This window comes from Pseudomonas sp. CM27 (assembly GCF_013179515.1).
GTDB lineage: Bacteria > Pseudomonadota > Gammaproteobacteria > Pseudomonadales > Pseudomonadaceae > Aquipseudomonas.
Window position 1 is genome coordinate 25,404 of record NZ_JABMCN010000028.1, and the last position, 6,156, is coordinate 31,559.

A 6,156-nucleotide genomic window follows, 5' to 3' on the forward strand; every position below is an offset into this window, starting at 1 on the left:
CTGTCATGCTTACCCCGAAAGATCCTGGATGATTGCTGCGCAGCTTATCAGCCCGAGCGGTGTGTTGCCTGTGCCGGCCCTTTCGCGGGCACGAGCACTACACCTTCAGGACGGGAACCACTGCCGGAGCAACCTTCGCGCTTCCTGCGATCCCTGCCCGGCGGCCAGCTCCAGCCAGTAGCGCGCCTGATCCGGCTCGTTGTGCTGGCACAACCGCGCGTACTCGAGCTGCGCCCGCCGATCACCGGCGCGGGCCGCCTGACGCAGCAGATCATGGCCGATGCGGCGGTCTCGGGCATTGCCGCAATCACGGCACAGCATCTGGCCCAGTCGGCTTTGCGCCACCACCACACCTTGCCGCGCAGGCTGCTTCAGCAGACGCCCTGCCAGGTGCTTGACCTGGGGCTTTTCGCCCAGGCGCGGGCTGTCGAGCAGCCATAAGGCCACGGTGAGGGAAAAGCGCTTGGCGGAGGGTGCAGGAGCAGATGCCGCAGGGCTGGCGAGGTGTTTACCGCGAAACTTCATTAGCAACAGGTTTGGCAACTCGAAAGGCGCGCCACTCTACGCTGTTTTTGCCACCTTGACCTGTCGATTTACGGAGGATTGAAAAAAATTTTCAATGATCTTTTCTTGACGTTTTCAGCTGAGTGACCGACCAGTCCGTTGGTGCATCACGATTGTCGGACAGTTCACTCTGTTGCTGGCACACCCGTGCTAGAGCAAGCGCGCGGGACAATCCACAGATCCTGTGGATAACTCGGTGGACAACCCCCCTCCACACCCCGCAAACCCCCGTGAATTGGGGGCCTTGGTCAAACTGACGATTTTTTCACCAGCTAAAAATAGTGTTTTTTTTCATTGACTTAACCCTGCAGTCAAGGCATTGGCGAGACGCCAGGGCCGTGTTGCGGACCTGTTACAACCGCTGCCGGGAATGTGAACAACTGCAGCAGAAACCCTCATTTGCATGCACGAAACAGGTGCATTCGCCCGAATACGGGCCACTTGCCCCCTCTTCCCAGCAACGCAAATACGCGCCATACTGCTCGGCTCACCTCGACCAGCGTGGCAACGCTTGCAAAGCACCCACGGTTGCGGTAAGGTGCCCCTCGTTAGTACCAAGCTGAAAGTCAATTCTGGCCTAAAGCGTCCTTGCAGACCCGCCCTCACTAATGAGTGGCCCTGCCGAAAGCGGACCGGCCCAATCGATGATTCCCTCGCCAGCCCAGCGCTGCCCAAGCACGAATCACGTGACAGATTGATCAGGATTCCACCCCGACGGCCTAGAACCTTGGCCCCGGCGTGCTGCCTGCCTTCCTAAGTACCTACCAGTCAGCCCAAGCGCCCACCTTTGATTGCGCCCCCTCTGGCTGCTTTGTTCCAGTCAGGTTCGTTCGTCCCTTAATAAAGGCGTCACTGGAACGTTTCTATCATGCACGGATCATATCTCCCGTGTTTAAAGCAGGAACCTCCAACAATATGCATACTCATCAAATTCAGGCTGCCATTGGCACCCTTTCCCAGGCCTTCTCGCCGTTGAAGTGCCTTATCGTTGCCCCACGCAAGGGCAGCTTCAGTTTCACCCTGGTAGACGAACACGGCGTCGCCTGCCACACCGAACGCCTGTACCCCGAACAGTACAGCCGCACTGAACCGCTGCAGGCGGTCATCGCCCGGACTCGCCAATCGCTCACCGCGTGAATGGCGAATACGGCGGCATTCAAGCGCTGAATCCTCCCATCGTGAGCCTGCCTGAACGTTCTTGGCGTAATTGCCTTAGGGCATATCGCCCAGTGCGTCAGGCAGCAATCGATTTAAAAACAGCTCTTTACACCACGGTTATCACACTACACTTCAACTCGAGCGGTGCTAACCGCTTCCGGCGGGCCTGATCATTCACCAGCTGCCAAGCTCCAGTGCCCGTCCGGCCCTTTACTGTTCGAGGGCATCATGGGTATTGCGGCGAATGAATTGTGTCAGTATGTGATCCGACCCACCCTGGTCTACCTCAATCGTCACTGCGCGAGCGCCGAAGCCTTGTTGCTGGGTATCGCCGCCAGCCAGTCGGCATTGGGCTCGGCCCTGCATGACCGGCGCGGGCATGGCCTGTACCGCATCGGCGAACACCGCCACCAGGCACTGTGGGATGACTATCTGGCCCGCGATCCCGACCTGGCCAGCGTAGTCCGTGGCCTCGCCAGCCAGCACGCCTTCCTCGGCGGCCCGCACCTGGAGCTCACCGTCAACCTGCGCTACTCCACCGCTATCGCCTGGATGCTCGTCGAAGAGCAGGCAACGCTGCTGCCTGCGGCGGACGACTTGCTGGGCCTGGCGCGGATCTGGCGACAGATTTTCAACCCCCAGGGTCGCCTGCGCGACTTCACTCATGCCTGGCACACCTGCATAGATCAGAGATTGCCACAGGCATCTTAGGAAGCGTCCTACAAAAAAAGCGAAAAAAAGGGAATTGTGGTCGGATTGTCCTACAAAACCGCTCTAACTCCTGCGATTGAGGCTATAGCGCAGAGCGTGATTTGTTGGTAGCTTTTCGCCCCGGAGATCCCAAGGAGTTTTCTAATAATGAAAAAAGTAATGCTCAAAACCTCCCTCGGCGTTGCGATCACGCTTGCATCCAGCCAATTGTTCGCTGCCGGCTTCGCGCTCAACGAGCAGAGCATCAGCAGCATGGGGACAGGTTTCGCGGGACGTTCTTCATCTGCCGAAGATGCCAGCACCGTGTTTGGTAACCCGGCCGGCATGTCTCGCCTCAAACGTGAACAATTCACCGTGGGCGGCGCCGCCGTCATCGCCAAGTCCGACATCTCGGGCCCGGGTAGCAACCTCGGGGGGGAAACCGATGGTGACATGGTGCCGTTGGTTGGCGTACCCATGGGTTACTACGTCAAGCCGATCGACGACCACTGGAGCGTCGGCTTCGGTGTCTACGTTCCATTCGGCCTGGTAACCGACTATGGCAGCGATGACGCTGCACGATACTGGGGCAAGAAGAGCCACGTCGAGGTAGTCACCTTCCAGCCAACCGTCAGCTACGCCTTCAACGACAAGGTTTCGATCGGTTTCGGCCCTACCATCAACCGCATCAAGGGTGAACTGGGCTCGAGCCTGATCAACCCGTTCACCCCGGGCCGCAACGACGGCGAAGTGAAGATCAAGGGCGACGATACCGCCATTGGCTACAACATCGGTATCCTGGTACAGGCCACCGACAGCACCCGCGTCGGCCTGACCTACCATTCGATGGTCGACTACAAGCTCGAAGGCAAGACCCGCGTCAGCACCCCGCTGATCGGGCCGTTCAACGGCAACAAGTTCGACGCCAGTCTGAAGATCAAGACACCGGAATCGGTCGACCTCTCGGTAACCCATGAACTGGACGACCAGTGGACCCTGTACGCAGGCAGCACCTGGACGCGCTGGAGCCGCCTGAAAGACATCACAGTGCAGAACGATGTACCAGGCCCGCTGACAGGTTCGGCCTTCGAAACCATCAAGGAAGACCAGAACTGGCACGACACCTGGGCGCATGCCATTGGCGCGTCGTACAAGGTCAACAAGGAGTGGGTGTTGCGCACCGGCTTCACCGTCGACCAGTCGCCGACCAACAACCATGACCGCTCACCGCGCATCCCCACTGGCGACCGCAAGGTCTTCAGCCTGGGTGCCGGCTGGAGCCCCAACGACGACATGACCATCGACGTGGCCTACTCCTACCTGTGGGAAGAGGACACCAAGGTCAACCAGGTCAGCGCAACCAAAGGCAGCTACCAGGCCAAGTATGAGAACAGCGCTCACGGTGTCGGCGCGTCGCTCACCTACCGCTTCTGATTCATCCGCGCCGCATGAAAAACCGCCCTCGTGGCGGTTTTTTCATGCCTGCACCTGCCAGCTGTCGCCCAGGCATTCGCGCAGATAATCCATGAAAGCGCGTACCTTGGTGGTCATGGCGAAACGGTCGGCCAGGCACAGGTAGATGTCCATTGGCTCGGTCTGGGCATAGGCGTTGCCACTGTCGCTGTACTCGAACAGCGGCACCAGCGCACCGGATGCCAGGTGTGGCCGTACGATGAACTCGGCCAGACGAGTGATGCCGCCATGGTGCACTGCCATCTGGGTCAGGGCATCGATGTCATCGCTGATAAGTACGCTACCGAACTCCGGCTCGAAGCGCAGCCCGTCCCGCACGAAGCCCCAGCGCAGAAAGCGGCCGTCTACCGGATAGCGGAATACCAGGCAACGGTGATCGCGCAGGGCCTCGGGGGTAGCAGGCACACCTGCGCCTTGCAGGTAGCCGGGCGAGGCACAGCAGATGAACGGGATACGGGCGATGGGCCGGGCGAGCAGCTGGTCTTCCAGTTGCGGGGCAATGCGCAGACTGACATCCACGTCTTCACGGGCATGGTTGACCCTGCGATCGGTCGTTACCAACTCTATCGAAAGCAGTGGGTAGCGGGCACTGAATGCAGGAATCAGCGGCGCCAGGACGTGTCGCCCGAACGCGGAGGTGGAGGCAATGCACAGCCGCCCCTGCGGCTCGCTGTCGGGGGTGGTGACGGCCTGCTCAGCCAGGGCGAGGTCGCGCTCGATGTGCCTGACGTGCTGGTAATACTGGCTGCCGGCGGGTGTCAGCGCCATGCTGCGGGTAGTCCGGCTGATCAGGCGCACCTGCAGGTGGGCTTCCAGGCGCGCCAGGTTCTGACTGACCGCAGCCGGGCTAAGCCCGAGGTTGCGAGCGCCGGCGGCGATACTGCCGGCGTCTGCCACCTTGATGAAACTGCGAATGGCGTTGAGCAGATCCATGGGCGAGCTCTTGGATTCGTAAGATTTTCTTTATAAAGAAATCAATCCGGCGGGTCTACAGCGGCTTGATGCTGGATTGTTAACCTGCGCGTCCACCCAGCTTTCAGGAGTTGCCATGAGAGACCTGTCCCAAGCGCGTAGCCGTCGCAAATTGCACCCGGGCGCCACGCCTTACGTGTTCGCTTTCTATATGTCGTCGATCATGGCGCTGTTGATGTGTTTTGTGATCACCGCGGCCAATGCCGACCTCGGCCCGGAGTACCTGAGCAACGTCATGAAGGCGTATCAGCTGGCGATGCCAGTGGCTTTCGTTTGTGTGTTGATGGTCAGGCCGCTGGTGGTACGGTTGGTGGCCATTACGGTGCATGCGAGGTGAAATCCTCCGCTCCTCTGCCGTAGGAGTGAGCGCATACGCTTCACGCTTCACGCCATGGGCATTCATTTTGAGTAGACATTCCTTAGCGAGGGTGGCGCTGAGTCACCTTTCCGCCCTTACGGCGGGTCACTTTTGTCCTGGCAAAAGTAACCATGGTTACTTTTTTCCAAGAAAAAAAGTGACTCGCCGTAAGGGCGAAAAGGTGAGTAAGCGTCGCCATCGCAAATGGACTGTTCGCCATATCAAAACCGGCGCACAAGCTTCAAGCTTCAAGCCATGGGCATTCATATCAAGTAGACATTCATTAGCGAGGGTGGCGCTGATTCCCCTTTCCGCCCTTACGGCGGGTCACTTTTGTCTTGGCAAAAGTAACCAAAACCGCCCGCTCCCATCATCCGGCCCCTACGCTGCGCTTCGGGGTTCCCTCGCTCCGGGCTTGCTCCCGGGAGGACCGCGCTGCAGGCCCCATCCTGGGGCCCAGCGCTTGACGGGCATCCTTGCCCGTCACCTCCCTCCGCAAGCCCTGCGCTCGGCCTCCTGAAGTCGCAATCTGTGTCGTCTGGACTATCGCGCGCTTAGAAGCAGAACAAGAGCAGAAGCAGGAGCTGTTGCTGTTGCTGTTGCTGTTGCTGTTGCTGTTGCTGTTGCTGTTGCTGTTGCTGTTGCTGTTGCTGTTGCTGTAGATCTTGATCTTGATCTTGATCTTGATCTTGATCTTGATCTTGATCTTGATCTTGATCTTGATCTTGATCTTGATCTTGATCTTGATCTTGATCTTGATCTTCGCGACTTCAGGAGGCCGAACGCAGGCCTTGCGGAGGGAGGTGACGGGCATGGATGCCCGTCAAGCGCTGGGCCCCAGGATGGGGCCTGCAGCGCGGTCCTCCCGGGAGCAAGGCCGGAGTGAGGGGACCCCGAAGCGCAGCGTAGGGGCCGGATGATGGGAGCGAGCGGTTTTTGGT

Annotated in this window: 6 protein-coding genes and 1 pseudogene; 4 read left to right on the plus strand and 3 right to left on the minus strand. The window is 59.3% G+C overall.

Annotated elements, in window-relative coordinates; all coding sequences use genetic code 11:
* Positions 1-105: 105 nt before the first annotated feature.
* On the minus strand, positions 106-525 hold the full coding sequence (locus tag HP547_RS05730; protein WP_172226410.1) for a tetratricopeptide repeat protein: 420 nt from the start codon (positions 523-525) through the stop codon (positions 106-108).
* A 954-nt stretch (positions 526-1,479) separates the two neighbouring features.
* Here HP547_RS05730 and HP547_RS05735 point away from each other — a divergent pair.
* The 3 genes from HP547_RS05735 to HP547_RS05745 all read left to right on the plus strand — a co-directional run bounded on the left by HP547_RS05735 (position 1,480) and on the right by HP547_RS05745 (position 3,846).
* Entirely contained in the window at positions 1,480-1,701 is a 222-nt protein-coding gene (locus HP547_RS05735; RefSeq protein WP_172226407.1) for a hypothetical protein, read from the plus strand.
* A 249-nt stretch (positions 1,702-1,950) separates the two neighbouring features.
* On the plus strand, positions 1,951-2,433 hold the full coding sequence (locus HP547_RS05740; protein ID WP_172226404.1) for a hypothetical protein: 483 nt from the start codon (positions 1,951-1,953) through the stop codon (positions 2,431-2,433).
* 147 nt (positions 2,434-2,580) lie between these two features.
* Positions 2,581-3,846 (plus strand): OmpP1/FadL family transporter, encoded by a 1,266-nt coding sequence (locus tag HP547_RS05745; RefSeq protein WP_172226401.1) that lies wholly within the window; start codon positions 2,581-2,583, stop codon positions 3,844-3,846.
* A gap of 42 nt (positions 3,847-3,888) precedes the next feature.
* Here HP547_RS05745 and HP547_RS05750 read toward each other — a convergent pair whose 3' ends face one another.
* Entirely contained in the window at positions 3,889-4,818 is a 930-nt protein-coding gene (locus tag HP547_RS05750; RefSeq protein ID WP_172226398.1) for a LysR family transcriptional regulator, read from the minus strand.
* 115 nt (positions 4,819-4,933) lie between these two features.
* Here HP547_RS05750 and HP547_RS05755 point away from each other — a divergent pair, with 115 nt between their 5' ends.
* A complete protein-coding gene (locus tag HP547_RS05755) occupies positions 4,934-5,194 on the plus strand; it encodes a DUF2798 domain-containing protein (protein ID WP_172285712.1) in 261 nt (86 codons plus the stop codon).
* Between the two features lie 628 nt (positions 5,195-5,822).
* On the opposite strand, the pseudogene HP547_RS29910 reads toward HP547_RS05755, so the two are convergent.
* Positions 5,823-6,029: pseudogene (locus tag HP547_RS29910) on the minus strand (oxidoreductase); the annotation flags it as partial.
* Positions 6,030-6,156 lie beyond the last annotated feature (127 nt).